Below are 24,997 nucleotides of genomic sequence, written 5' to 3'. Positions count from 1 at the left end.
CGCCGGGCGCACGACGCTCTACGCTCGAGGGATGACCGACGCACAACGCACGCCCACCCCCATCGATACGATCGCGGACCGCTGGGTGGACACGCTGGCGGAGCTCTCACCGAGCCTCGCGACCTACATCGGACGAACCGAGCACAACGGCCGTCTCGACGACTTCTCGCCGGAGGGCCACGATCGACTGGCCGCCGCAGGGGCGGAGACCCTTCGGGCGCTCGAGGCTGCCGACGCCGTCGATTCCGTCGACGAGGTCACGAAGATGGACCTGTCCGCCGAACTCGGTCTGCAGCTCGATCTACACGACGCGAAGTCGCACCTCCGCGACATCAACGTGATCGCCTCGCCCTCGCAGGACATCCGTGCGGCGTTCGACCTCATGCCGACCGACACCGTAGACGACTGGTCCGTCGTCTCGACGCGTCTTTCCGCGATCCCGACGGCGCTGGCCGGGTATGTGCAGACACTGCGGCAGGGGATCTCCGACGGCGTCGTCCCGGCGCGCCGCCAGGTGACCGAAGTCGTGACGCAGATCGCCCGCTACACGAGCGACTCCGGCTTCTTCGCAACCTTCGTGGGCGATGCCGCTCCTGCAGACGGCCACCTGCCGGCGTCGCTGGCTCGTGAGCTCGCCGACAACGCCGGCGCCGCTCGAGTCGCCTACGACCAGCTCGCCGCATTCCTCCGCGACGAGCTGGCTCCGGCGGCATCCGATGTCGATGCCGTGGGCCGTGAGCTCTACGCGCTCCACTCGCGCCGCTTCCTCGGCGCGACCATCGATCTCGACGAGACCTACGACTGGGGCGTCGAAGAGCTCTCCCGGATGGTGGCGGAGCAGGAGTCCATCGCCGACGAGATCAAGGCCGGCGCGTCCGTCGAGGAGGCCGTCGCCTTCCTCGAGCAGGACGAGGCCCGGAAGCTGCGCGGCACGGACGCCCTCCAGCGGTGGATGCAGGAGACGAGCGACCGGGCCGTCGAGGAGCTCGGACGCACGCACTTCGACATCCCGGACCCGATCCGGCGGCTCGAGTGCATGATCGCGCCGACCAACGAGGGCGGCATCTACTACACCGGACCGACGGACGACTTCTCGCGTCCGGGTCGCATGTGGTGGTCGGTTCCCGAGGGCGTCGACACGTTCGACACGTGGCGCGAGCTCACAACGGTCTATCACGAGGGTGTTCCGGGACACCACCTGCAGATCGCGCAGGCGGTCTACAACCGCACGGAGCTGAACTCGTGGCGCCGTCTGCTCGCCGGCTCCAGCGGCCACGCCGAGGGATGGGCCCTGTACGCCGAGCGGCTGATGGCGGAGCTCGGTTACCTCGACGACCCGGCCGACCGCCTCGGGATGCTCGACGGTCAGCGGATGCGGGCGGCGCGCGTCGTCCTCGATATCGGAGTGCACCTCGGTAAGCCGCGCCTCGACGGTCACGGCACATGGGACGCCGATTACGCGCTTGAGTTCATGCGCCGCAACGTCAACATGTCCGATGAGTTCATCCAGTTCGAGGTGAACCGCTACCTGGGATGGCCCGGACAGGCGCCGTCCTACAAGGTGGGCCAGCGGATCTGGGAGCAGATCCGCGACGAGGCGGCCCAGCGCGGCGGTGCGGATTTCGACATCAAGCAGTTCCACATGCGGGCGCTCCGGCTCGGCGGGGTCGGTCTCGACACGCTGCGAGCGGCGCTTCGCGACGGCTGACGTCGGCGTTCTGCGACGACGGAGGGGGACGCCGGGAATATCCGACGTTCCCCTTCGTTTATGCATCTGAATGAAAGGGGCGGACATGACCGCTGTGGAGCTGGGCCTGGACACTTTCGGGGACATCACCGTCGACGACAACGGCGACCGTGTGTCGGGCGCGCAGGCGATCCGCAACCTCGTGGCGCAGGCCACGCTGGCCGATCAGGCCGGCGTCGATTTCATCGGAGTGGGGGAGCACCACCGCGCCGAGTACTCCGTCTCGAGCCCCGAGATCGTGCTGGCCGCGATCGCCGCGCGAACGGAGCACATCCGCGTCGGAACGGCGGTGACGGTCCTCTCCAGCGACGATCCCGTCCGGGTGTACGAGCGTTTCGCAACGCTGTCGGCGATCTCGAACGGGCGTGCGGAGGTGATCCTCGGCCGCGGCTCCTTCATCGAATCCTTCCCCCTGTTCGGATTCGACCTCTCTGACTACGAGACCCTCTTCGAGGAGCGGTTGGAACTGTTTTCGCTGCTGCGCACGGAGAACCCGATCACGTGGCAGGGCTCGACGCGTGCCGCTCTGACGGATGCGGATGTGTACCCGAAGACCGAGCACGGCATCCGCGCCTGGGTCGGCGTCGGCGGCTCACCCGAGTCCGTCATCCGCACCGCGCGCTACGGCTACGGACTGATGCTGGCCATCATCGGTGGGCCAGCGGCCCGATTCCGCCCCTACGTCGACCTCTACCACCGTGCGATCGGTGAGCTGGGCGGCGAGGCGCAGCCCATCGGCATCCACTCGCCGGGCCACATCGCCGATACCGATGAGCAGGCGTGGGAAGAGGCGTACCCGGGTTTCGAGGCGCAGAACAACTCGATCGGCCGCGACCGGGGCTGGCCGCCCTACAGTCGGTTGCGGTTCCAGCAGGAGGTCGGTCCGGGAGGGTCCATCTACGCCGGCTCTCCCGAGACGGTGGCGCGCAAGATCGCGGACACCATCACGACGCTCGGGGCGGGACGCTTCGACCTGAAGTACGCCAACGGCACCCTCGGGCACGACAAACTGATGCGCTCCGTCGAGCTCTACGGCACCAAAGTGATTCCGCTCGTGCGCGAGATGCTCGGCGAATGATCGCGTCACCCGCCGCGCCTCGTACGATGCGAGGATGACCACGACCACGACCGGCTCCATCACCAGCCGGCTCGATCGCCTCCCCTTCACCCGCACGCACCTGCGCGTCCTCACCGGGTCCGGCGCCGGCTGGGCGCTGGATGCGATGGACGTCGGGTTGATCTCGTTCGTCATCGCGGCGCTCGTGAGCGAGTGGGACCTGACGACGTCGTCGACGTCGTGGATCGCCTCGGCGGGGTTCGCGGGGATGGCGATCGGGGCCACGGTGGGCGGACTGCTCGCGGACCGGATCGGTCGGCGATCGGTCTTCGCGATCACCCTTCTGGTCTACGGCATCGCGACCGGCGCGAGCGCGCTGGCGGGCGGACTCGTCGCCCTCATCGCTCTGCGCTTCGTCGTCGGGTTGGGCCTGGGCGCGGAGTTGCCCGTCGCCAGCACGTATGTGAGCGAGTTCGCGCCGGCGCGTATGCGGGGACGCATCATCGTCGTGCTCGAGGCGTTCTGGGCGGTCGGCTGGACGGCGTCCGCCCTCATCGGATACCTGGTCATCCCGTCCGTCCCCGAGGGCTGGCGCTGGGCTCTCGCCATCGGCGCGGTTCCCGCGGTGTACGCGCTGATCGTGCGGTGGGCGTTGCCGGAGTCGCCGCGGTGGCTCGCTTCGCGGGGACGTACGGCAGATGCCGAACGCGTGGTCTCGGGTCTGGAGTCCTCGCCGGCGCTGCTGGGCCGCCGCGTGACGTCGGCGGCCGAGGCCATCGACGCGCCCGCAGCCCGGGCGACGACGGTCCGAGAGCGGCTCCGCGGCCTGTGGGCGTCCGGGATGCGCCGACGGACGGCATCCCTCTGGATCGTCTGGTTCTGCGTCAACTTCTCGTACTACGGCGCGTTCATCTGGATTCCGACGCTGCTCGTCTCGCAGGGGTTCGGGCTCGTCCGCAGTTTCGAGTTCACGCTCCTGATCACTCTCGCGCAGCTGCCCGGGTACGCCGTCGCCGCGTGGCTGATCGAGGTGTGGGGGAGGCGCGTGACCCTGTCGGTGTTCCTGGCAGGATCGGCGGTGGCGGCGATCCTCTTCGGCCAGGCGACGACCGTTCCGCTGATTCTTGCGACCGGGATGGCGCTGTCGTTCTTCAACCTGGGCGCGTGGGGTGCGCTGTACGCCGTGACGCCCGAGACGTACTCGACATCGCTTCGCGCGACCGGTGCCGGGTGGGCCGCCGGCATCGGGCGCATCGCGTCGATCCTGGCGCCGCCGATCGTACCGGTGCTGCAGACCCTCGGCGGCATCCCGGTCGTCTTCATCGTCCTGAGCGCTTTCTTCGCGGTCGCCGCCGCCGCGACCTGGGGTCTCGCGGAATCGCGGGGACGCTCGCTCGCGGACTGAGTCATAGGCTGAGAGGATGCCGCAGGACATCCGCTACGTCGCGATCGGGGACTCGTTCACAGAAGGCGTCGGTGACGAGCTGCCGGACGGCAGCGTCCGGGGCTGGGCGGACCTCGTCGCCCAGGGGTGGGCGGACTCCCGCGGGGAGGCGATCTCCTACGCGAACCTCGCCATCCGCGGAAAACTCATCCAGCCCATCGTCGAGGAACAACTCGAACGCGCTCTCGCGCTGCGCCCGACGCACCTCTCGTTCAACGGCGGCGGCAACGACATGCTCCGCCCTCGAACGCCGATCGCTCGGGTCGCGGACGTCTTCACCGAGGTTCTCCGTCGCTGCGACGAGGAGGGAGTGACCCTCGTCGTCCTCTCCGGGGCGAACCCATCGGCTCAGCTTCCCCTGTCACGGCTCATCCAGCGACGCGGCGACGAGCTGTCGCAGGCCGTCACCGCGCGCCTCGAGGGACGAGACGACGTCGTCGTCGCGTTGAACTGGCCCGACACCGAGTTGTCGGACGCATCGTTCTGGTCCGAGGATCGGCTGCATATGAACGCCCGGGGCCACCACCGTGTCGCGGCTCGCGTGCTCGAGGCGCTCGGCGAGAAGGCGCCCGCCGAGTGGTGGCGCCTGGACGACAGAGACGACAGCGTCGCCCTCACCCGCGGCCGGTACTTCCGCGAGCACCTCGGCCCGTGGCTGCGACGCCGACTGACGGGCACGTCCTCCGGCGACGGTCGCGAGGCCAAGTACGGGGAATGGTTCCGAGTCGAACCTCGCCCGCACGACTGAATCCCTCACGGCGGGCACCTGTCAAGGGCTATCAGCTTCTTGTCAGCGGCGACGATGATCGGGACCACACCGCCAAGAAAGTGAGGGTGCGCATGAGCATCGGATCCGGAATCGTGCTGTTCGTGATCGGCGCCATCCTGGCGTTCGCCGTGAACGTCGATGTGCAGTACGTCGACCTCAACCTGATCGGCTACATCCTGATGGCAGCCGGTGTCGTCGTCTTCCTCATCGGCCTCGTGCTGGTGCTGCGTCGGCGTTCCAGCGAATCGACCGTCCGAACGGTCGACCCTGTCGCAGGGGAGCGGGTCACCCGCTCCGAGACCCGGACGTCGGGAGACGGTTCCATCTGACGTCGGCTCGCGGAAACGATATGGCCCGTCCCTTCGCGGGGCGGGCCATTCGTCATCTGCGCGGGCGTCGACGCGGCTGATCCATGCCGATGTGGATGCGGGTGCGTCGCCGTTCGATGCTGATGAAGGTGGCGCCGATCAGCCACAGGGGCACCTGCACGAGGAAGGCGATCCGAAACGCATCGAGGCGATAGGTGTTCGGCGTCCCTGCGCCCTGCAGATCCAGCACGAACCCGATGGCGAAGATCGCGATGAGAGCGGCGAGGAACCCGCCGGCGTTCGTGACGCCCGTCGCCGTGCTGAGTCGGTGCGACGGGTTGTGGGTCCGCGCGTGATCGAACGCGATCATGGACGCCGGGCCACCCATGGCCAGGGCTATCAGCAGGATGACGAGCAGCCAGATCGGGGCGCGTCCGGGCCAGACGATCACGGTCATCCAGGCGACCAGCTGGAAGGCGACGGCCGGGAGGACGAGCGCGCGGGAGCGACGATGCGGTGCGCGGCGGGAGAGCTCGCCGAGGACCGGGCCCAGGGCCATTCCGGCGAAGACGTAGAGCGAGGTGAGGACGCCGGCCTGACCCGTCGTGAGTCCCTCGCCCGCCGTGAGGTAGGGGAAGCCCCACAGCAGGATGAACGCCGTCCCCGCGAACGGCGTCGTGAAGTGGGACCAGAAGGCCAGGCGGGTCCCGGGGTGCGCGAGGGCGGCTCGGATCCCGACCCCCGTGTCGACGGTGGAGGTCACGACGCGGATCGCACCGGTGTCGGTGTCGACGCTGACGTCGCGAGCGAGTTCGGGGGGTCGATTCCGCACGAGGGCGAAGACGAGGACGGCGAAGAGGACGCAGAGTCCGGCGATCCCGCCGAAGGTCACCGTCCAACTCGTGGCGTGCAGCACGGCGGCGATCGGTATGACGGCGACGAGCTGACCCGCCTGCCCGAGGATGCCCGTCAGCTGCACCATGAGCGGCCCGCGTTGAGCGGGGAACCACGTCGCGACGAGCCGGAGGACCGCGGGGAAGACGGCGGCGTCGCCGGCGCCCAGGAGCATGCGAGCCACGATCGCCACCCCCACGCTGGGGGAGAGGGCCATGGTGAGCTGGCCGACGGCCATCAAGAGCATCCCGATGGTGATGATCGGGCGCGATCCGTAGCGGTCGAGAAGGACGCCCACCGGGATCTGCATTCCGCCGTAGACCGCGAGCTGGACCACCGCGAACAGCGACAGGGTCGCCGCATCCGCCTGGAAGCGGTCTGCGGCATCGACACCGACCGCCGCGAGAGAGGTCCGGTTGGTCACCGCGAGGACGTAGGCGGCGACGCCGGTGCCCCAGATGAGCCAGGCGCGGAGGCCTGGCCCGCTCACCGGGGTCGTCTCATGCCGACGCTCTCCGCTCACCCACCCACGCTACTCTCCAGCGGGCGTACTCTGAGCCCACACCATTCGGCGATCGGAGAACACATGAAAGCGACCATCGGTGACACCGTCATCGCAGAGGCGGCCGACGACGAGATCATCCGGATCGAGGGGAACGCGTACTTCCCGCCGTCATCCGTGAAGCAGGGTGTCCTCGTCGAGAGCCCGACCCCGTATACGTGCCCGTGGAAGGGGGAGTGCCAGTACTTCCACGTCGAGGCCGGTACGGAGCGGATGACCGACGGTGCGTGGTCGTATCCCAACCCCTACCCGTCCGCGTTCGACCGCGTCGGCGCAGACTTCTCGGGCTACGTCGCGTTCTCGCCGGGGATCACCGTCGGGCAGTGATCGTCCGCGCGGTCACTCGTGCAGTGGCCCGAGGGACGGCGCGGCGACGAATCGCGCCGCGGCCGGAGTCGGCTGCTCTATCTCGACGACCCTGATCGTGTTCGATCCGGCCCGGGTTGCGGGGGCGGGGACGTAGAGCGTCCGCTGCGGACCGTTCGACCAGTAGCGCCCGAGCAGGAATCCGCCGACGAAGACGTACCCCTTCCCCCACGAGGCCGTGTCGAGGAACAGATCGGACGGAGCGTCGAGTTCGAACGACCCCTCGGCCACGAGGAGCTCCGGTGCGTCGACGGCGTCGCCGAGGAGAACGGGCGTCGTCCGCCACCCGGACAGCTCCCTCCCGTCGACCGTCACCGGTCCGATGAGTCCCTTGACCTCGCCGAGTCGGTCGTCGTAGTTCACCCGGCCCTGCTCTTCGACCAGGATCGACAGATCCGTCCCCGCCGGTAGCCGCAGCGTGTGCTCGTGCCGGGTCCGCGAGAGCGAACCGACACGGACGCCGTCGACGGACACCCACGCCTGATCGCGGACCTCGACGACCGAGAGCACGCCACCGCTGAAGCCGCCGGGCAGGGCGACCTCGACGCGCATGAGGGTGCCGGTGTGCTCGGCGTCCTCGAACGTCAACAGTCCCTCGAACCCCCCGGCCTCCGTGGGGCCCGGCCGCGAGACCTCGGTCAGCGCAACGGACATCTCCGGCCGCGGTGCGGGTGCGTCGGGTACCTCGGCGGGCACGTCTGCGTACTTCGCGATGACGTCGCGGAACGCGTGGTACTTGTCGGTGGGGTCGCCCGCCTCGTCGAGAGGCGCGTCGTAGTCGTAGGAGGTGACGATCGGGAGGTAGCGCCCCTTGTCGTTCGCTCCGTTGGTCGTGCCGAAGTTGGTCCCGCCGTGGAACATGTAGATGTTCACCGAGGCTCCGGCGGCCAGCAGGTCATCCAGCTCGGCCGCGGCGGTCGCGGCATCCGTCGTGTGATGCGGTCCACCCCACCAGTCGAACCAGCCGTCCCAGAACTCCGAGCACATGAGCGGTCCCGTGGGCTGGTGTTCGCGGAGGGTCGCGAGCCGCTCGCGGGCGCGGGAGCCGAACGAGCCGGTCAGGTGGATGCCGGGGAGCGAGCCCGCCTCGAGCATGTCGGGCTCGGGCTGGTCGACCGTCGTGAGGGGAACCGTGATGTCCGCGTCCCGCGTGATGCGGACGAGCTCGGTCAGGTAGTCCTTGTCCGAACCGTACGCGCCGTACTCGTTCTCGATCTGCACGAGCACGACGTTGCCGCCCCGGTCGATCTGGCGCGGCGCGATGATGCTGTACACACGGCGGAGGTAGGTCTCGAGCGCGGCCTGATAGGCGGCATCCGTCTGGCGCAGGCGGATGCCGGGGGTGGCCGTGAGCCACGTCGGGAGGCCGCCGTTGTGCCACTCGGCGCAGATATACGGCCCGGGGCGCACGATCGCGTGCAGTCCCTCGGCGGCGACGAGATCGAGGAAGTGACCCAGGTCGAGACCGTCGGATTCGCTCCATCGACCCTGGACGGGCTCGTGGGCGTTCCACGCGACGTACGTCTCGATCGTGTTCAGCCCCATGAGCCGCGCCTTGCGGATGCGGTCGGCCCAGTCGCCGGGGTGGATCCGGAAGTAGTGCATCGCTCCGGAGATGATGCGGTGCGGCTGTCCGTCCAGGAGGAAGTCGCGGTCGCCGATGGCGAAGGTGCTCATGTGATCTCCACTCGGAGCTGGGTTCGGACGCCCTACCGCGTGGAGAAGGGGTGTCCTGCCGCTGCGTCAACTGCTATGTTTACGCAATCATGTCGCCTCAGCGTAGCACGCGACCGGCCCCGGAGACGGGTGTCGTTGCCCCCCTCGACGAGCCCGTCGCGCGACGCGGTGGGACGCCTCACGGGGTGCCGACGCAGGCCGATGTCGCCCGCCACGCGGGGGTCTCGGCGCAGACGGTCTCTCGCGTCGTCACGGGGGCTGCCCGCGTCGACGATGAGACGCAGGAGCGCGTTCGCGCGAGCATGCGGGAGCTCGGGTACCGGCCGAACCGCGCGGCACGGGCTCTGCGCTCGGCCCGCTACCGGAGCATCGGCGTGATCATGAGCGATCTGACCTCGTACGGCAGCGTCCGCACGTGGGAGGCCATCTCACGCGCCGGTGCGGCCTCGGGGTACGCGGTCGCACTCGTCCCCACGGCGGGATTCGATCGCACCGCCGTCGCCGAGGCGATCGAGCGCGCCCGCGATCAGGCCGTCGATGGGCTCGTCATCGCGATCGGCGATCATCTCTCGGCAGGCGAGGATCTGCCGCTGCCCGACGACCTCGCGGTCGTGGTGGTCGACGCCTCGGCGCTCGAGGACCGGTCCTACGTCGACACGGATCAGACGATGGGTGCAGGCCAGGCCGTCACGCACCTGCTGCACCTCGGCCACAAGACCGTCCATCACGTTGCAGGACCTGCGAGCTCGTACTCCGCCGTTCGCCGCGAGCACGGGTGGCGTGTGGCGCTGACGGACGCGGGGCGAGCGGCGCCGCCGCTCGAGCGGGGCGATTGGAGCGCGCAGTCCGGGTACGACGCCGGATGCCGACTGCGCGCGGAGCCCGACGTCACCGCCGTCTTCGCCGCCAACGACCAGATGGCGCTGGGAGTGCTCCGGGCCTTCCACGAAGCCCGTGTCGCCATTCCCTCGCGGGTCAGCGTCGTGGGCTTCGACGATATGCCCGAGGCAGCCCAGTTCTGGCCACCGCTGACCTCGATCCATCAGGAGTTCGAGGAGGTCGGGCGCGCTGCCGTCGACGTCCTGCTGGCTCGTATCGACGATGCGGACGCCGTCCGGCGATTGCTCGTTCCCACCCGACTGGTCGTGCGGGGGAGCACGGCTGCGGCACCACGAAAGGCGATCTCATGACGTTCCAGGTTTCGGACACCGGCGTGCTGTGGCGCGGCGACGGTCAGACGGTCTCGATCGACGCGTGGGGGCGCGGGGTGCGCGTGCGCGCTGCGCTCGGGGCGATCGATGACGCCCCGGGCGCTCTCCTGGACGTCCCCGGCACCGAGGCAGTCGTCGTCGTCGAGGGTCTCCGCGCGACGGTGGCCGCGGGCGGCGTCAGGGTGACGGCCGTCGAGGACGAGTACAACGATTGGTCGGTGGGTTTCCACACCACCCGATTGCGGCTCCAGGTGCAGGATGCCGACGGCCGACTCCTGTTCGAGGAGATCACCGACGGCGGTGCGCTGAAGCTCTCCGCGCGCGAGTTCCGTCCCACTGAGGGCGGTGACCACCGGGTGCGACTGAGCCTCGCGGCCCCCGCGGACGAGCATCTCGTCGGCATGGGGCTCTACCAGCAGGATCTCGTCGATCTGAAGGGTACCGTGCTCGAGCTCGCGCACCGGAACTCGCAGACCTCCGTACCCTTCGTCGTCTCGAGCGCCGGGTACGGCTTCCTCTGGAACCTGCCGGCGATCGGCCGCGCCGTCTTCGGCGCGAACCGCACCGAGTGGGAGGCCGAGAGCGCGACGCAGATCGACTGGTGGGTGTGCGCCGATCCCCGCCCCGCCGGGATCGCCGCCGCGTACGCCGAGGCGACCGGGCATGCGCCGATCATGCCGGAGTACGGTCTCGGCTTCTGGCAGTGCAAGCTCCGCTACTCGACGCAGGACGAGCTCCTCTCCGTGGCGCGCGAGTATCGCCGCCGCGGCATCCCGATCGACGTCATCGTGGCCGACTTCTTCCACTGGCGGTGGATGGGGGACTGGCGTTTCGAGGACGAGTTCTGGCCCGATCCCGCGGCGATGACGGCCGAGCTTCGCGAACTCGGAATCGAGCTCATGGTGTCGGTGTGGCCGCAGATCGTCCCGCAGTCCGAGAACTGGGAGGAACTGCGCGACGGCAACATGCTCGTGCGCACCCGGCGAGGCATCGATGTGCAGTACTACTTCGACGGTCAGTACACCCGCTTCCTCGACGTCACCGAGCCTCGGGCCAGGGAGTTCCTCTGGCAGAAGCTCGCCGAGAACTACGGGGCTTACGGCATCACCGCCTTCTGGCTCGACGAGGCTGAGCCCGAGTACGGCGCCTACCACTTCGAGAACTACCGGTTGGCGGCCGGCCCCAGCGCGCAGGTCGCGAACCTCTACCCGCGGGAATTCACCCGGGCGATCGCCGACGGCCTCCGTGCGGAGGGGAACGACCAGCCGGTCTCGCTCGTTCGAGCGGCATGGGCCGGATCGCAGCGGCACGGCGCGCTCGTATGGTCGGGTGACGTGCACTCGACCTTCGACGATCTGAAAGCGCAGATCTCCGCGGGAATCCACATGGGGGCCGCCGGCATCCCCTGGTTCACGACCGACATCGGCGGATTCACCGGCGGCGACGTGCGCGAACCCGCGTTCCACGAACTCCTCATCCGCTGGTTCCAGTTCGGCGCGTTCAGCCCGGTGATGCGTCTGCACGGCGACCGAGTGCCCGGCATCCCGATCGTGGACACCCAGGGCGTCGCGCGGGTGGGCACCGGTGCCGACAACGAGGTCTGGAGCTTCGGCGAAGAGATCGAGGGCCTTCTGGTCGAGTACATCCGGCTGCGCGAGGACCTGCGGAGCTACACGCGTGAAGCGATGGCCGACGCCCACCACGACGGGGCACCGGTCATGCGCGGCATGTTCTTCGAGTTCCCCGACGACGAGCTGGCCTGGACGACATCGGGGCAATTCCTGTTCGGTCCCGACATCCTCGTGGCGCCAGTGACCTCGCCGGGCGCGACCCGGTGGAACGTCTATCTGCCGGCGGGGGCCGAATGGACCGACGCCCGGACGGGGCGCAGCCACCGTGGCGGGCAGACGATCACTGTCGACGCACCCCTGGCTTCCATCCCGGTGTTCCACCGCGGCGGGCGGGTCGGAGCGGCGCTCGCCCGACTCTCAGACCTGCCCGAGATCCGCCACCCCTGACCTGACCAGACCTCACCCCCTCGACGGAGAGAACCGCATGAGCCTCATCACCGCCACCACCCGCGCCCACCGCATCGACCGCCGCATCTACGGCCAGTTCGCCGAGCACCTCGGACGCGGTATCTACGAAGGCCTCTGGGTCGGCGAGCAGGACGAGATCCCGCACAAGAACGGTCTGCGTACGGACGCGATCGCGGCTCTCCGCGAGATCAAGGTGCCCGTCGTCCGCTGGCCGGGCGGCTGCTTCGCCGACGAGTACCACTGGCTGGGCGGCGTGGGACCGACGCAGCAGCGCCGCGCGATGGTCAACACGCACTGGGGCGGCGTCGTCGACCCCAATACCTTCGGGACGGACGAGTACTTCGAGCTCCTGCATCAGCTCGACGCCGAGGCCTACGTCAACGGCAACGTCGGCAGCGGGTCGGTGGCGGAGATGCAGGATTGGGTCGAGTACATGACCCTCGACAAGCACACCCCCATGGCCGAGCTCCGTCGAGCGCATGGACGTGACCAGCCGTGGAAGCTGCAGTTCTTCGGGGTCGGCAACGAGAGCTGGGGATGCGGCGGCAACATGCTCCCGCTCCATTACGCCAACCTCTACCGGCAGTACCAGACGTTCGTGCGCGACTACGGCGACAGCCACGTCGCGAAGGTGGCGTGCGGAGCGAATGCGGACGACTACGAGTGGACCGAGGTGCTCATGGCGCGCGCGGCCGGTCACATGGATGCGCTGAGCCTGCACTACTACACGCTCCCGACGGGGGAGTGGGATGTGAAGGGGTCGGCGCTGAGCTTCGACGACGCCGCCTGGTATGACACGATCCACCGCACGCGGGTGATGGACACGCTGCTCCGCCGTCACGGCGAGATCATGGACCGCCACGACCCTGCGCGACGGGTCGGCCTCTTCGTCGACGAATGGGGAACCTGGTACGACGTCGAGCAGGGAACCGATCCGGGCTTCCTGTTCCAGCAGAACACGATGCGGGACGCCATCGTGGCGGCCGTCAACTTCCATATCTTCCATCGGCACGCCGCCCGCGTGCGCATGACGAACATCGCCCAGATGGTGAACGTCCTCCAGGCGATGCTGCTGACCGACGGCGCGCGCATGCTGAAGACCCCGACCTTCCACGCGTTCGGCATGTACGTCGATCACCAGGACGCCGACTTCGTCGAGACCGTCGACGACGGCGGGCGTCCGGGCGGACGGGGCGGTGCCCACCTCGACCACACCGTCAGCGTGAAGGACGGCGTCTACACCGTGAGCGCGGTGAACTGGGACCTCGAGTCCGACGCCGAGCTCGCGATGCGTCTGCCCGAACGCGTCGGCGAGGTCGTCGGCGCACGCCTCCTGCATGCGGCGGCATCCGCTCACAACACCTTCGATGAACCGGATGCCGTCGCCCCGGTCGACTTCGCCGGCGCCGTCGTCGAAGGAAGCGACCTTCGCCTCACGCTGCCGCCGCGGAGCATCGTCACCGTCCGGGTGCGGACCGCGGGATGACCCGGACGGAGCCGTTGCCGCTGGGAGCGGTCACGCTGACGTCGGGGCCGTTCGCACGCGCTCAGGAGCGTGCGCTGCGGACGGCTCTGGAACTCGATGCCGATCGCTTGCTCGCGCCGTACCGACGGGAGTCTGGTGTGCCGAGCGGTCCCGGCTACGGCGGCTGGGAGGCTGAAGGGCTCGACGGACATACGCTGGGCCACGTTCTGAGCGCGCTGTCCGCCCACGCCGCCGGCGGATCCGCGTCGGCGCGCGACCGACTCGAGGTGCTCCTCACGGGACTCCGCGAGTGCCAGACGACGCTCGGGACGGGCTACGTAGGCGGCGTCCCCGACGGGGTCGCGCTGTGGCGCGAGATCGAGAGCGGCCGGATCGAGCCGCAGACCTTCGACCTCGATGGACGCTGGGTTCCGCTGTACAACCTGCACAAAGTGCTGACCGGGGTCATCGACGCCGCGGTGTACGCGGATTCGCGGCTCGGACAGACCATCGCCGCGGAGTTCGTCGCCTGGTGGATCCGGGTCTTCGCCCCGATCAGCGACAGCGATGTCGAACTCATCCTCCGGACCGAGTCCGGCGGTCTCGCGGCCTCCCTCGCCCGCTGGGCGGAGCACGTCGGCGATGAGGATGCCGCCGCGCTCGCGGTTCGGCTCGCGGTGCGCGCGCTCTGGCAGCCGCTCGCTGCCGGGCAGGACCCGCTCGACGGACTGCACGCGAACGCGCAGATCCCGATCGTCGTGGGCCACGCGGTCCTGGCACGCCTCGGCATGGGGGAGGAGTTCGCCACCGCGGCGCGCACTTTCTGGACGAGCGTCACGACTCACCGGACGACAGCGATCGGCGGGAACAGCGTGCGGGAGCATTTCCCGCCGCGCGACGATTGGTCCAGCGTGTTCACGGCACGCGAGGGACCCGAGACCTGCAACACAGTGAACATGGTCGAGCTCGCTCGCGAGCTGTACCGGCTCGACGGGGATGCCGATCAGCTGGCTTTCATCGAGCGGGCGCTGGGCGCGCACATCCTCTCGGTTCAGCATCCCGACCACGGCGGGATCGTCTATTTCACCTCGCATCGGCCCGGCCATCACCGTGTGTACTCCCGTCGGCAGACAGGGTTCTGGTGCTGCATGGGAACGGGTCTCGAAGCGCCGGCACGATTCGCCGCGGCAGCGTTCTCGACCGCGTCCGGCGGACTGGATGTCAACGTTCTCCTCGGCGCACGGGCCCACTGGGGGGACGTCGTCGTCGAGACGGAGACGGAGCGGCCGTTCGGTGATGACGCGGTCGTTCGCGTCACGGTGCCGACGCCGCGCCCGTTCGTCCTGAAGGTTCGGGTTCCCGAAGGCGTCGACACGGAACGCGTCGAGGCGCACATCGACGACGCCGTATCCTCACCGGACGCCGACGGATGGTTCCGGTTCGATCGCGAATGGCGCGGGCGAACGACGATCCGTCTCGCCCTTCCGCCCGTGCTTCGCGCGGAAGAAGCACCGGACGGATCCGAGTGGCTCTCGATCGTGGACGGCCCGCGCGTCCTGGCGGAGCGTGTCGATGGGCCGGTGGTGGACCCGCTCGCAACCGATGCGCGCATGGGGCACATCGCCCGCGGTCCGCTCCTTCCCCTCGCCGACGCGCCCGTGCTGACGCCCGACGACCTGCGGACGTTCCGCCGGACGGACGGGGGCAGAGTGGTTCTGCCCGCCACCGAGACCCGACGCGAGATCGTGCTGGAACCGTTCGCCTCGCTTCACGACGACCGCTACACGCTCGCGTTCCCCTACGCGGCGGACGGCGATGTCCGTCGTCGTCGCGCCCTTCTCGCGGCCGAGGACGATCGTGCCGACGCCCTGGATGCGCGGACCATCGACGTGCTCGCCTTCGGCCAGCAGCAGCCCGAGTCGGATCACGGCATGGACCTGTCCGGCAGCGACTCCGGTTATGAGGACGGCGCGCACTGGCGCCGATTCACCGGCACGTCGACGTTCGTGCTCGAGGATTGGGGCGCGGCCGCCGACACCCTGAGGATCGCGTGGCTCGCCGATCCCGCGGCGCGGCGTCTCATCGTGTGTGTCGATGGCGACCCCGTTCTTCATCGGGCCATCACGCCGACGACGCAGGACGGTGTCGTCGAGATCGACCTGACCGGTTTCGCCGACGGCCGTGCGCGATGGGTTCTCGCCATCGGCGGGGGAGTCGAGGGCAGTCCCCGTCTCACCGAGGCACGACTGATGAGCGCCCCGATCTCGTGATGCGATGCGCTCAGCCGTCGTGACGCCAGAAGATACCGGCGTGCGGCGGCAGGGTGATGTCGACGGCGCGGGAGTCAGGGGCGACACCGCGCACCGTCGCGGAACCGGCCCGTCCCGATCGGGTCGCGACCGTCTGGCCCGTCCAGACGTCGACGACGCGACCGGGCTCGGCGCCCAGCCCGAGATCTCGCGTGTCCAGCGTCGCCGAGAGGTCCTGGCCGGTCGTGTTCACGGCGGCGAGCCAGGCCGTCCCACCGCCGGTTGCGCGCCACAGCACGAGCCCATGTTCGCGGCGGATCTCGCCGCTCGTTTCCGCGCGCGTCAACAGGTCTGCAAGTGCGGGATTGCGCAGGAGCTCGATCGTCTCGGGGTCGGTGCTCGGGAGATCGCCGCCGAACATGAGCGGTGAGCGCGCGATCGTCCACAGCGTGAGGAGGCTTCGCCGCTCTGCAGCGGTCAGTGCGTCGTTTCGCGGCTCGCCGCGCTCGGCGCGGATCCCGATGCGGCCGAGCGGCAGCATGTCCGCGTCCGGCCACGCTCCCCGGCGCGCGTGGGGAGCCCAGCGCGCCATCCGGGAGAGATTGTCGGCGACGTCTTCCCATCGGTCCCACACGTCGTCGCAGATGCGCCACATGCTGGCGTGCGCGGCGAGATGGTCGAGATGCGCGGCGGACAGGTCGCGGCCGGGGGAGAGGCTCAGGACCATCTCGCGTTCGGCGTCCGCGACGGCGTCGCTGTACGCCGCGATGTCGCGCTCCTGGTAGGGCCACAGCATGTCGTCGGCCTTGATCAGGTCGATCCCCCAGGATTCGTAGAGGGCGACCGTCGAGCGGTAGTAGGCCGCGGCATCCGGATGTCCGTGGTCGATGCCGACGAAGTGCGGGTTCCACTCGCAGTCGTTCGCGGGGTCCGCGATGGCCGACAGCGGGGTCGACGTCCCGTGCAGAGTCAGGCATTCTGCGATCGCCCGGCGAGGTACTCCTCGCATGACGTGGATGCCCAGCCGAAGGCCCAACGCGTGGATCTGGTCGGCCAGAGGTGCGAACCCGGCACCACCTGCGGAGGAAGGGAAGCGGACCGGATCGGGAAGAAGCCGGCCGTGAGGGTCCAGATGCAGCCGAGCGTCGTCGTTGTAGCCGTGCGACCGCGCGTCGGGATCGGCCCAGTCGGCATCGATGACGATGGTGTCCCAGCCGGCATCCCTCAGATTCTCGGCCATGAACCGGGCGTTGGCGAGTACTTCGGCTTCGGTCACCGTCGTGCCGAAGCAGTCCCAGCTGTTCCATCCCATGGGCGGGCGTGCGGGGCGTGCGAGGACCATGCGACTCCTGTCGGTCGAGGCTCAGCCGGCGATCGGCTGCGGTGTCTGAGGGAGAGTGGGCGGCAGCGGATCCGGCGTGACGGTCGCCTCCGGCCGCGGGCGCGAACGGCGCGCCAGCGCTCGGGAATCGAGGTGATTCTCGAACGCGAGGACGGCCATGCCCGTCGCGACGCTGTTGACCCGCACCGGCGAGACTCCCAGATCGAGACGAGCAGCCGTCATCTCGGGGGCGCGCTCCGCGAGGGCCGCACGCGCGCCGGGCAGGAGCGAACTCCCGAGCGCCCATGCCGTCCAGCCGGTGAGCGTGAGAACTTCGGGGTTGAGGACGGCGACGATGTCGGACAGAGCGATTCCGAGGTAGCGCGCGGTACGGGCGAGCGTCTGGGCGACGGCCGGATCGTCGACGGAATCCCGCAGACCGTGGACGAAGTCGCGCTGATGCAGACCGAGCAGTGCGTGCCCCGCATCCACATCACGGAGCGTCTGATGGATGCCGGGAACCCCCACATACGCCTCGACACAGCCTCGGCGTCCGCAACGACAGGTGCGGCCGTCGAGCTCGAGCACCGTGTGCCCCCACTCGCCGGCCGTACTGGTCGCGCCCCGGAGAACGCGTCCCTCGACGATGATGCCTGCACCCACGCCCGTGCCGAGGTTGACGACGACGGCGCTCGAACGCCCTCGTGCCGTCCCGAACCAGATCTCCGAATGCCCGACCGCCTGCAGGGGATTGGCGGTGACGACGGGAGCCGGCAGGTGCCGCCGGACGCGCGACTCGAGGTCGCGGATGTGGGCAGCCCACCCGTGCGGAGGCACGTCGCGACGCGGATCCTTCGACACGATCCCCGGCAGACCGAGCCCGACACCGAGGATGTCGTCTCGCCTCCGGCCGCCACGGCTCAGCGCCTCATCGACGGCTGCCACGAGTGCGTCGGCGACGCGGTCGATGGATGACCACGCCTCGTCGAGGTCCACGTCGGCCGCGCCGATCTCGGCGAGCGAGGCATCGAAGACGACGGCGCGGATGTACGTCTCCGCGACGTCGATCCCGAGGAACGACCCGCCTCGCCCGTCGATGCGGAGGACTGTCGTCGGCCGACCGGTGCCGGCGTTGTCGGTACCGGCATCCGCGATCAGTCCCGCCTCGCGCAGTTCGGTCACGAGGTTCGAGACGGTGGCGGCACTCAGCCCGGTGGAGCGAGCCAGGTCGTTCCTCGTCGCCGTGCCGCCCACGACGAGCGCGCGGACGATCTCGCGGCGCGAGGCGTCACGGATCTCGCTCGAGGATCGTGTCCGGTTCATGTGTCGTCGCTGGTCTCTGACCCGAGCGCGGCTCAGGAGCCCCCGAGGCCGGTCTCCGCGACACCGCGCAGCAGCCAGCGCTGCAGGAGGATGAAGACCAAGAGGACCGGGATGGATGCGAGGAACCCGGCGGCGAACAGTCCGGTGTAGTCGAAGGTCTGCGCCGTGATGAACGACGACAGGTACACCTGGACGGTGAGCGCCCCGAAGCCGGTGCCGGCCACCACCAGCGGCCACAGGAAGGCGTTCCATGCGCCCAGGAAGCCGAGCACGGTCAGCGCCGCGGCGAAGGCGAGCGAATTGGGGAGGACGATACGCACGAAGGTGCCGATGTAGCCGAGTCCGTCGAGTTTGCCCGCCTCCTCCAGTTCCTTCGGGAACGAGATGAAGAACTGTCGGAAGAGGAAGACGTTGAACGCGGTGAACAGCGTCGGGACGACGATGCCCTGGAGGCTCTCGGTCCACCCCAGCCACGAAACGATGAGGTAGTTCGGGAGGAACGTGGTGGCGCTGGGGATGAGCAGCATCGTCACGGTCAGGCCGAGGAGGGGCTTCGACGCGCGGTTCGGGATGCGAGCCAGCCCGTACCCCGCGAGGGCGCCGATGATGATCTGGCCCACGGTCATCGACACGGCCATGATCGCCGACGTCACGAGGGACTGCCCGAAGCGCTCGTCGGCGAAGATCTCCGCGAACTTGCCCCAGTTGGGGTCGGAGGGCCACCACACGAATGTCTTGGAGGTGACGTCCTCGGGCTGCGAGACCGCCGTCTTGACCATGACGTACAGCGGCAGCAGGAACAGGAGGGCGAGGACGATGAGGACCGCGTAACGAAGGGTCAGCTCGACCCTCCGGCGGACGGGGTTTCCGACGACACTCATGAGGCGCGTCCCTTCCGTGCACCGCGACGCGGCGCTTTCGTCTCGTCGGCAGAGCCGAATCCGAAGAAGCGCGACTGCAGGAGCGCGACGAGGACGACGATCGCCGTGACGACGAACGCACCCGCGGAACCCTTGCCGTAGTCGAGCTGCTGGAACGAGAGGTTGTAGATGTACAGCAGCGGTGGGCGGACCGAGGGAATCGTTCGGACGAGGTTGTAGAACTCGTCGAAGGCTTGGAACGCCGCGACAAGCAGGAGGAGCATCACGGCTGCCGTCGTGGGGCGCAGCTGCGGCCACGTGATCGCGAAGAAGCGCCGCGGTCCGCGCGACAGGCCGTCGATCGCGGCCGCTTCGTAGAGGGTTTCCGGAATCCGCTGCAGGCCGGCGATGAACAGCAGCATGTAGAACCCCACCTGAAGCCACAGGCGGACGCTCACGATGACGACCCAGTAGTACGGCGACTGTGTGAGCCAGGCATCCACGGTCGGTAGCCCGAGCGAGGACAGCACCGAGTTGGCCACCGAGGAGGTCGAGCCGCTGAAGATGCCGAGCTTCCAGATCAGGGATGCGATCACGTACGAGAACGCCGTCGGCAGGAAGAAGACGGATCGGAAGAAGGCGCGCGCCACGGGGAGGTTCGCCACCAGCATCGCGAGTGCGAGCGAGGCGATGAGAGTCGTCGGCACGACGAGGATCGCGAACACCGTGAACGACAGGAGCGACGACAGGAAGCTCGGGTCGGTCAGGAGTGAGATGTAGTTGTCGAATCCGACGAAGTCTGTCGGCGTGATGGTCGCGACAGCGCGGGTGAAGCTGAGGTAGAAACCCCAGAACAGCGCGATGATGCTGAAGATCAACAGGCCGATGAAGAAGGGGCTGACGAAGAGCCAGAAGGCACGGCGCGTGCCTCGGATCGGACGCCGGCCGCGCGGCACGGAGGGCGGGGGAGTGGGCCGGTGGCCCGGGTCTGAGACCCGGGCCACCGGAGTGTTGAGCTGAGTCACTGGAGTGCGTCCAGCATGCCCTGCATCGTGGTCTGAGCCGACGACAGCTCCGACTTCGCGTCCGCGCCGTCGACGACGATACGGGTGACCGCGTCGGTGAGCGCGGTGCTCATGGCGGGGGTGTAGTACGGGCCGCCGGTCCAGCCGTACTCGGTGGTGAGGTCGACGATCTGCTTCGCGACGCCGTCACCGAGCGTCTTGGCCTGCTCGCGTGCGCTCTTGAACGGCGGGATGTGGAAGCCGTACTTGGTGCTGAACTCGATCTGCCAGTCGGTGTCGTCGATCCACTGCTTCTTGGCGATCTCCTTGGCCTTCTCGATCTTCCCGGACTTGCCGGCGACCATCTCGTTCCACTGCGAGACGCCGACGATGGGCTGCCCGCCCGCGAGGGCCGGTACTGCGAATGCGCCGACATCGTCGCCGAGCGCCTTCTTGATCGCGGGGATCGCCCACAGGCCCTGCCAGCTCATCGCGACGTCACCGGCGATGAAGGAGGTCGGGTCCCACCAATCGGTCGGAGCGCCCATGAGCAGCGAACCGGAGTCGTACAGTTCGTGCGCGGAGGTCAGCGCGTCAGCCAGCTCGGGCGAGCTCAGCGAGACCTTCTTGTTGTCGTCGCTGATGATCCCGCCGGGGGCCGCCGGGGGCAGGTTGGCGGCGAGGATGCCGGCGCCGCCGTCGTTGCCGAGGAACAGACCCTTGTGGTCGGCGTTCGTCAGCTTCTTCGCTGCATCGACGAGCTCATCCCAGGTCTTGGGGACCTCGACGCCCGCCTCCTTGAACATGGACGGGCGGTAGATGAAGAGCTGGGCATCCGTGATCATCGGGATGCCGTAGTACTTGCCGTCGATCGTCACGGGCTTGAGGGCGATCGGGAGGATCTGATCCTTGACCGGCTCGACGAGGTCGGTCATGTCGGCGTACTGGCCCTGCCGCGCGGCCTCGACGTTGATCGCGTTGTACTCGAACAGGTCGATGCCCTTGCCCGAGGCGAGGAGCGCGTTGACGCGTTGCGCGTAGTCTCCCTCCACCCACTGCAAGTCGATCTTCGCGTCCTTGTAGTCGTCGGCCCAACGGTTGACGGCCTCCTGGACGCCCGCCTCGCCGTACTGGTGGTAGAACTGCGAAACCGGGCCGTCCGCACCTCCGCCGGCATTGCTCGAGCAACCGGAGATGAGGAGCGCCGATGCGCTCAGGATTGCTGCTGTGACTGCGATCTTCCGTCGCTTGGGTGATGTCATCCTTCTCGCCTCTCTGCGGGATGGTGACGGCGATTCAGGTGTCCGATCAGTCCGCCGTCGCACCGATCGCCCTTAATCTAACGCTTAAAAGAAGGGGTGGTCTACCCCCGATCCAAAATGGGTTCGGCTCTGGCAGTATTCATGCAGGTACTCGCGTAGGTCGCGGAGAACGCCGGAGAGGCCATCGTGGTGGGAAAGAGATCGTCGCGCGACATCCGCAGCGAATCGCGTCTCGACGTCCTCCACGGTCTGCTGTCCGCGGGGACCTCGACGCGGAACGAGCTGGCGCAGACGACCGGCCTGAGCGTCGCCACTGTCGCGACCATCGTGCAGGAGCTGCGGGCTGAAGACCTCGTGGTGGATGCCGGCAGCTCTGCACTGGGGGCCGGACGGCCCACGACCATGCTCCGCGTCAACGGTGAGCGTGGCCGGATTCTCGGCATCGACGTCGCCGAGACATACGTTCGTGCGATCGTGTTCGACGTCAGCCTCGAGGAGGTCGGCTCGGTCGAGGTACCGATGGACGAAAGTCTGCCGTCGGCCACCAGCGTGACGGAGAGCATCGTGCGCGCGGTGGACACAGCGTTGCGCGAGACGGCGGTCTCCCGCGACCGGGTGCTCGGCGCCGGCATCGCGCTCCCGGGTCTCATCAGCGCAGAGGAGTCAGCGGACGCCGTCGCCCCGCGGTGGGCTGCGCGGAACGTGGAGGTGCTGAGGCAGCTGCGCGAGCGCATCGGCCTGCCGCTGGTGGTCGAGAACCCGCTGAAGGCGATCGCGACGGCCGAACTCTGGTTCGGCCGAGGACGGACCGCTGCGTCCATGGTGATCGCCAACCTCGGCACCGGCGTCGGCGCCGGCATCGTCCTGGAGGGCAAGATCCTCCGCGGTGCGACGCACAGTGCGGGGGAGTGGGGTCATGCGGTCCTCGTTCTGGATGGCCGCACCTGCCGCTGCGGCCGACAGGGGTGCGTCGAGGCGTACGTCGGTGCCCCCGGCATCCAAGCGACGCTCCGCGAGATCGCGCCCGATCATGCGCTGGCCGTCGTTCCGCAGCGCGAATTCATCGAGGGGCTCGCGACCGCGCACAGGCAGCCTGGCGGAGACGCCGTCGTCGACGAGGTGCTGGCGCGGACGGCGCACTACCTGGGCGTCGCGCTCGGCGACCTGGCGGCCATCATCGACCCCGAAGTACTGATGCTCACGGGATGGACCGCGTGGGCGCTGGGCGATGACCTCGTCGATCCGACGAAGCGGGAACTGCAACGGCGCGCGCCGATCGGCGCGACGGCACCGGTCGACCTCGGCGTGTCCACCGTGCGGGGCAGTTCGGTCGCGATCGGCATGGCGACGCTGGCGTTCGAGCGTTTCCTCGGCGACGTCGGGTTGTCCACGACGCGTCTTCCGCTCGCGCTCTGAGGCGTCGGCTGACGTTGCCTGGTGCGTGATCACGAAAACTCGCCAGACCGGCCATGCGTCACATGAGCGGAAGCCCCGTCCATTCAGATCTCCCGCTGATCGGAGGAGGTGCTCCGGCGGCCTCACTAAACGCAAGTTGACATAATGCGAATTATCGGCGAACGCGTGAACGGGCAGGCGCGCTGTCACCTCGGCAACCGCAGGAGCCGCTCGGTCGTGGACGGCCTGCCCCCTTGCCCCTTGCGCACGCACGCTGAAGGCGAGGACGGTGAGGTCGATGATGCCCAGGAGGAAGAGCTCCCGCGTTCAGACGTCGGCATCCGCGTCGTGATCGGGCTCCCACCGCAGCAGATCGCCGGGCTGACATCCGAGGACCTCGCACAGCGCGTCGAGCGTGGTGAACCGTACGGCCTTCGCCCGACCGTTCTTGAGCACCGCGAGGTTGGCCGGAGTGATGCCGATGCGCGTCGCCAGATCGCCGACGGCCATCTTGCGGCGGGCGAGCATGACGTCGATGTCGACGACGATGGGCATCAGACCACCTCGTCGAGCTCGGAGCGCATCTCGATCGCCTTGCGGAGGAGTGACTTCATCACCACGACGACGAGCGCGACTCCCCCGGTGGCCACCGCGGCTCCGTAGATGATCCCCACGACGCCCGGGGCCACCTCACCCGGGGCCAGCAGGGTCGCGAAGCCGGCCGTGAGAATCGCCGCGACCGATATCGCTGCGATCACGACGTTCACGAAACGGAAGGCGCCCGAGGAGAAGACCGCGTCATCGGCGACCATCGAGACGAGCCGCCAGATGCATACCGCGACGGTCTGCAGGCAGACGAGCCACAGCGCGATGATGCCGACCGACGTGACACGCCAGACCGGTGCGGCACCGGCGAGGTCGGCCCAGGCGGCGGGCAGGACCAGGACCTGGACCGCGAGAGACCCCGCGAGGGACAAGGCGAGCAGGATGCGCAGGGTGACGATCGTAGTGCGGCTCATAGGTGCCTCTCGATGACTATCTATCGATAAACGATACATCTCCCTCAGTTCTCCGACAAGGGATGCCGGGACGTAGGCTCGAGTCGTGCTCGAGGTGCTGACCGGATTCGTCGTGATCGGAGTCGCCATCCTCGTCGGATGGATCATCGGGCGCATCGATCTGCTGGGTCCCACGGGCTCCCAGGTGCTCAGTCGCCTGACGTTCTTCGTCCTCAGCCCGTTCCTGCTCTTCGTCGTCCTCGCGCAGGCCGATGTCGCGACCCTGTTCTCCGCGCTGCTGCCGGTATCGGCGCTGGCCGCCGTGACGGTCTTCGCCGTCTTCGGTGTCGTGTCGAGATTCGTCTGGCGGCGCCCTGCGGGTGAGGTTCTCATCGGAGTGCTGTCTGCGGGCCAGGTGAACTCGAACAACATCGGCATCCCGCTGTCGCTGTACCTGCTCGGAAGCGCGGCCTACCCGGCCCCCGTCATCCTGTTCCAGCTCCTGGTCCTGACCCCCGTCGTCATGGCCGTCTTCGAGGCGTTGACGACCGACGGACGCCGCAGGCCGTGGCCCATTGTGCGGCGGACGGTCACCAACCCGATCGTCGTCGGTTCCGTTCTCGGCACGATCGTCTCGGCCACCGGCATCCCGCTCCCCCACATCGTGATCGATCCGCTCGAATTGGTCGCGGGCGCCGCCGTCCCGGTATTGCTGATCAGCTACGGGATCTCGCTCAACGGGCAACGCGTGCTCGGAGCACCGGAGCACCGCCGCGACATCCTGCTCGCGACCGCACTCAAGCTCCTGCTCATGCCGTTGGCGGCATGGCTGCTGTCGCGATTCGCGTTCGGGCTGTCGCCGGCCGAAGTCCTCGTCGTGACGGTGCTCGCAGCGTTGCCGACCGCGCAGAACGTCTTCAACTACGCGCAGCGCTATTCGATCGGTCAGACGATCGCGCGAGACACCGTCTTCCTCACGACGATCGGATGCGTCCCCGTCCTGTTCCTCATCGTCGTCCTGCTCAGCCCCGGGGTCTGACCCGGGG

The 24,997-nt window shown here is 68.6% G+C and carries 21 protein-coding genes; 12 read left to right on the top strand and 9 right to left on the bottom strand.

Annotation, left to right across the window (positions count from 1 at the left end; genetic code table 11):
- Nucleotides 1-31: 31 nt before the first annotated feature.
- The 5 genes from ACIQLK_RS09450 to ACIQLK_RS09430 all read left to right on the top strand — a co-directional run bounded on the left by ACIQLK_RS09450 (nucleotide 32) and on the right by ACIQLK_RS09430 (nucleotide 5,346).
- Nucleotides 32-1,708: a DUF885 domain-containing protein gene (locus ACIQLK_RS09450; protein ID WP_400364461.1), complete on the top strand. Its 1,677-nt coding sequence runs from the start codon at nucleotides 32-34 to the stop codon at nucleotides 1,706-1,708.
- Nucleotides 1,709-1,793: 85 nt separating this feature from the next.
- Nucleotides 1,794-2,825 carry an LLM class flavin-dependent oxidoreductase gene (locus ACIQLK_RS09445; RefSeq protein ID WP_400364460.1) on the top strand — a complete coding sequence of 344 codons (1,032 nt, stop codon included), beginning with the start codon at nucleotides 1,794-1,796 and terminating at the stop codon, nucleotides 2,823-2,825.
- A gap of 34 nt (nucleotides 2,826-2,859) precedes the next feature.
- Nucleotides 2,860-4,209, top strand: coding sequence for an MFS transporter (locus ACIQLK_RS09440; RefSeq protein ID WP_400364459.1), 1,350 nt, complete (start codon nucleotides 2,860-2,862; stop codon nucleotides 4,207-4,209).
- A 16-nt stretch (nucleotides 4,210-4,225) separates the two neighbouring features.
- Nucleotides 4,226-4,996 carry an SGNH/GDSL hydrolase family protein gene (locus tag ACIQLK_RS09435; RefSeq protein WP_400364457.1) on the top strand — a complete coding sequence of 257 codons (771 nt, stop codon included), beginning with the start codon at nucleotides 4,226-4,228 and terminating at the stop codon, nucleotides 4,994-4,996.
- 92 nt (nucleotides 4,997-5,088) lie between these two features.
- The gene (locus ACIQLK_RS09430; RefSeq protein ID WP_400364456.1) at nucleotides 5,089-5,346 is read left to right on the top strand and encodes a DUF6458 family protein; all 258 of its coding nucleotides are present in this window, start codon (nucleotides 5,089-5,091) and stop codon (nucleotides 5,344-5,346) included.
- Between the two features lie 52 nt (nucleotides 5,347-5,398).
- Here ACIQLK_RS09430 and ACIQLK_RS09425 read toward each other — a convergent pair whose 3' ends face one another.
- A complete protein-coding gene (locus ACIQLK_RS09425; RefSeq protein WP_400364454.1) occupies nucleotides 5,399-6,742 on the bottom strand; it encodes a nitrate/nitrite transporter in 1,344 nt (447 codons plus the stop codon).
- A 63-nt stretch (nucleotides 6,743-6,805) separates the two neighbouring features.
- Here ACIQLK_RS09425 and ACIQLK_RS09420 point away from each other — a divergent pair, with 63 nt between their 5' ends.
- Nucleotides 6,806-7,108 carry a DUF427 domain-containing protein gene (locus ACIQLK_RS09420; RefSeq protein WP_400364453.1) on the top strand — a complete coding sequence of 101 codons (303 nt, stop codon included), beginning with the start codon at nucleotides 6,806-6,808 and terminating at the stop codon, nucleotides 7,106-7,108.
- A gap of 12 nt (nucleotides 7,109-7,120) precedes the next feature.
- On the opposite strand, the gene ACIQLK_RS09415 is transcribed toward ACIQLK_RS09420, so the two are convergent.
- Complete coding sequence (locus ACIQLK_RS09415; RefSeq protein WP_400364452.1) at nucleotides 7,121-8,824, bottom strand: beta-galactosidase family protein; 1,704 nt, start codon at nucleotides 8,822-8,824, stop codon at nucleotides 7,121-7,123.
- Nucleotides 8,825-9,009: 185 nt separating this feature from the next.
- On the opposite strand from ACIQLK_RS09415, the gene ACIQLK_RS09410 reads away from it, so the two are divergent.
- Genes ACIQLK_RS09410 through ACIQLK_RS09395 form a run of 4 tightly spaced genes read left to right on the top strand, consistent with a single transcriptional unit; the run spans nucleotide 9,010 to nucleotide 15,809 of the window.
- Complete coding sequence (locus ACIQLK_RS09410) at nucleotides 9,010-10,014, top strand: LacI family DNA-binding transcriptional regulator (RefSeq protein ID WP_400364450.1); 1,005 nt, start codon at nucleotides 9,010-9,012, stop codon at nucleotides 10,012-10,014.
- Nucleotides 10,011-12,053, top strand: coding sequence for a TIM-barrel domain-containing protein (locus ACIQLK_RS09405; protein WP_400364449.1), 2,043 nt, complete (start codon nucleotides 10,011-10,013; stop codon nucleotides 12,051-12,053). The genes ACIQLK_RS09410 and ACIQLK_RS09405 overlap by 4 nt, the downstream gene beginning before the upstream one ends.
- Nucleotides 12,054-12,090: 37 nt before the next feature.
- Nucleotides 12,091-13,560 carry an alpha-N-arabinofuranosidase gene (locus tag ACIQLK_RS09400; protein ID WP_400364447.1) on the top strand — a complete coding sequence of 490 codons (1,470 nt, stop codon included), beginning with the start codon at nucleotides 12,091-12,093 and terminating at the stop codon, nucleotides 13,558-13,560.
- Nucleotides 13,557-15,809, top strand: coding sequence for a beta-L-arabinofuranosidase domain-containing protein (locus ACIQLK_RS09395; protein WP_400364446.1), 2,253 nt, complete (start codon nucleotides 13,557-13,559; stop codon nucleotides 15,807-15,809). The genes ACIQLK_RS09400 and ACIQLK_RS09395 overlap by 4 nt, the downstream gene beginning before the upstream one ends.
- A gap of 10 nt (nucleotides 15,810-15,819) precedes the next feature.
- Here ACIQLK_RS09395 and ACIQLK_RS09390 read toward each other — a convergent pair whose 3' ends face one another.
- Genes ACIQLK_RS09390 through ACIQLK_RS09370 form a run of 5 tightly spaced genes read right to left on the bottom strand, consistent with a single transcriptional unit; the run spans nucleotide 15,820 to nucleotide 21,558 of the window.
- Entirely contained in the window at nucleotides 15,820-17,130 is a 1,311-nt protein-coding gene (locus tag ACIQLK_RS09390; protein WP_400364444.1) for a glycoside hydrolase family 27 protein, read from the bottom strand.
- A gap of 21 nt (nucleotides 17,131-17,151) precedes the next feature.
- Nucleotides 17,152-18,432, bottom strand: coding sequence for an ROK family protein (locus tag ACIQLK_RS09385; RefSeq protein WP_400364443.1), 1,281 nt, complete (start codon nucleotides 18,430-18,432; stop codon nucleotides 17,152-17,154).
- Nucleotides 18,433-18,464: 32 nt separating this feature from the next.
- The gene (locus ACIQLK_RS09380; RefSeq protein WP_400364442.1) at nucleotides 18,465-19,313 is read right to left on the bottom strand and encodes a carbohydrate ABC transporter permease; all 849 of its coding nucleotides are present in this window, start codon (nucleotides 19,311-19,313) and stop codon (nucleotides 18,465-18,467) included.
- Nucleotides 19,310-20,317 carry a carbohydrate ABC transporter permease gene (locus ACIQLK_RS09375; RefSeq protein ID WP_400364440.1) on the bottom strand — a complete coding sequence of 336 codons (1,008 nt, stop codon included), beginning with the start codon at nucleotides 20,315-20,317 and terminating at the stop codon, nucleotides 19,310-19,312. Before ACIQLK_RS09375 ends, ACIQLK_RS09380 begins: the two co-directional genes overlap by 4 nt.
- Nucleotides 20,314-21,558 carry an ABC transporter substrate-binding protein gene (locus ACIQLK_RS09370; protein WP_400364438.1) on the bottom strand — a complete coding sequence of 415 codons (1,245 nt, stop codon included), beginning with the start codon at nucleotides 21,556-21,558 and terminating at the stop codon, nucleotides 20,314-20,316. The genes ACIQLK_RS09375 and ACIQLK_RS09370 overlap by 4 nt, the downstream gene beginning before the upstream one ends.
- 186 nt (nucleotides 21,559-21,744) lie before the next feature.
- On the opposite strand from ACIQLK_RS09370, the gene ACIQLK_RS09365 reads away from it, so the two are divergent.
- On the top strand, nucleotides 21,745-22,974 hold the full coding sequence (locus ACIQLK_RS09365; RefSeq protein ID WP_400364436.1) for an ROK family protein: 1,230 nt from the start codon (nucleotides 21,745-21,747) through the stop codon (nucleotides 22,972-22,974).
- Between the two features lie 306 nt (nucleotides 22,975-23,280).
- On the opposite strand, the gene ACIQLK_RS09360 is transcribed toward ACIQLK_RS09365, so the two are convergent.
- Together ACIQLK_RS09360 and ACIQLK_RS09355 are read right to left on the bottom strand one after the other, a co-directional pair.
- Nucleotides 23,281-23,508: a helix-turn-helix domain-containing protein gene (locus ACIQLK_RS09360; protein WP_400364435.1), complete on the bottom strand. Its 228-nt coding sequence runs from the start codon at nucleotides 23,506-23,508 to the stop codon at nucleotides 23,281-23,283.
- On the bottom strand, nucleotides 23,508-23,972 hold the full coding sequence (locus tag ACIQLK_RS09355; protein WP_400364433.1) for a DUF2975 domain-containing protein: 465 nt from the start codon (nucleotides 23,970-23,972) through the stop codon (nucleotides 23,508-23,510). Before ACIQLK_RS09355 ends, ACIQLK_RS09360 begins: the two co-directional genes overlap by 1 nt.
- A gap of 85 nt (nucleotides 23,973-24,057) precedes the next feature.
- On the opposite strand from ACIQLK_RS09355, the gene ACIQLK_RS09350 reads away from it, so the two are divergent.
- Entirely contained in the window at nucleotides 24,058-24,990 is a 933-nt protein-coding gene (locus tag ACIQLK_RS09350) for an AEC family transporter (protein ID WP_400364432.1), read from the top strand.
- Nucleotides 24,991-24,997 lie beyond the last annotated feature (7 nt).

The sequence above is a fragment of the Microbacterium sp. NPDC091382 genome (assembly GCF_044757025.1).
Classification (GTDB): Bacteria; Actinomycetota; Actinomycetes; order Actinomycetales; family Microbacteriaceae; genus Microbacterium.
Note: the sequence above shows the minus strand (reverse complement) of the source record. Positions and strands in the feature narration are given on the sequence as shown.

Excerpts from the sequence above, each read along its gene's own strand:
- ACIQLK_RS09385 (WP_400364443.1), bottom strand. The coding sequence starts at position 18,432 with ATGAACCGGACACGATCCTCGAGCGAGATCCGTGACGCCTCGCGCCGC.
- ACIQLK_RS09415 (WP_400364452.1), bottom strand. The coding sequence starts at position 8,824 with ATGAGCACCTTCGCCATCGGCGACCGCGACTTCCTCCTGGACGGACAG.
- ACIQLK_RS09390 (WP_400364444.1), bottom strand. The coding sequence starts at position 17,130 with ATGGTCCTCGCACGCCCCGCACGCCCGCCCATGGGATGGAACAGCTGG.
- ACIQLK_RS09440 (WP_400364459.1), top strand. The coding sequence starts at position 2,860 with ATGACCACGACCACGACCGGCTCCATCACCAGCCGGCTCGATCGCCTC.
- ACIQLK_RS09370 (WP_400364438.1), bottom strand. The coding sequence starts at position 21,558 with ATGACATCACCCAAGCGACGGAAGATCGCAGTCACAGCAGCAATCCTG.
- ACIQLK_RS09355 (WP_400364433.1), bottom strand. The coding sequence starts at position 23,972 with ATGAGCCGCACTACGATCGTCACCCTGCGCATCCTGCTCGCCTTGTCC.
- ACIQLK_RS09445 (WP_400364460.1), top strand. The coding sequence starts at position 1,794 with ATGACCGCTGTGGAGCTGGGCCTGGACACTTTCGGGGACATCACCGTC.
- ACIQLK_RS09400 (WP_400364447.1), top strand. The coding sequence starts at position 12,091 with ATGAGCCTCATCACCGCCACCACCCGCGCCCACCGCATCGACCGCCGC.
- ACIQLK_RS09405 (WP_400364449.1), top strand. The coding sequence starts at position 10,011 with ATGACGTTCCAGGTTTCGGACACCGGCGTGCTGTGGCGCGGCGACGGT.
- ACIQLK_RS09395 (WP_400364446.1), top strand. The coding sequence starts at position 13,557 with ATGACCCGGACGGAGCCGTTGCCGCTGGGAGCGGTCACGCTGACGTCG.
- ACIQLK_RS09380 (WP_400364442.1), bottom strand. The coding sequence starts at position 19,313 with ATGAGTGTCGTCGGAAACCCCGTCCGCCGGAGGGTCGAGCTGACCCTT.
- ACIQLK_RS09360 (WP_400364435.1), bottom strand. The coding sequence starts at position 23,508 with ATGCCCATCGTCGTCGACATCGACGTCATGCTCGCCCGCCGCAAGATG.
- ACIQLK_RS09450 (WP_400364461.1), top strand. The coding sequence starts at position 32 with ATGACCGACGCACAACGCACGCCCACCCCCATCGATACGATCGCGGAC.
- ACIQLK_RS09435 (WP_400364457.1), top strand. The coding sequence starts at position 4,226 with ATGCCGCAGGACATCCGCTACGTCGCGATCGGGGACTCGTTCACAGAA.
- ACIQLK_RS09420 (WP_400364453.1), top strand. The coding sequence starts at position 6,806 with ATGAAAGCGACCATCGGTGACACCGTCATCGCAGAGGCGGCCGACGAC.
- ACIQLK_RS09430 (WP_400364456.1), top strand. The coding sequence starts at position 5,089 with ATGAGCATCGGATCCGGAATCGTGCTGTTCGTGATCGGCGCCATCCTG.